Below are 289 nucleotides of genomic sequence, written 5' to 3' on the forward strand. Positions count from 1 at the left end.
CGGCTTCGCAGAGACCTGTGTTTTTGCTAAACAGTCGCCTGGGCCTATTCACTGCGGCTCTCTCGGGCTTGCACCCTAACAGAGCACCCCTTCTCCCGAAGTTACGGGGTCATTTTGCCGAGTTCCTTAACGAGAGTTCTCTCGATCACCTTAGGATTCTCTCCTCGCCTACCTGTGTCGGTTTGCGGTACGGGCACCTCTCACCTCGCTAGAGGCTTTTCTTGGCAGTGTGGAATCAGGAACTTCGCTACTATAATTCGCTCGCCATCACAGCTCAGCCTTCACGGGA

Annotated in this window: 1 rRNA gene; it reads right to left on the reverse strand. The window is 54.7% G+C overall.

The window, feature by feature from the left end:
- A 23S ribosomal RNA gene (locus IG629_RS22485) occupies window positions 1-289 on the reverse strand; the annotation flags it as partial.

Origin of the sequence: Nisaea nitritireducens, assembly GCF_014904795.1 — a bacterium.
GTDB lineage: Bacteria > Pseudomonadota > Alphaproteobacteria > Thalassobaculales > Thalassobaculaceae > Nisaea > Nisaea nitritireducens.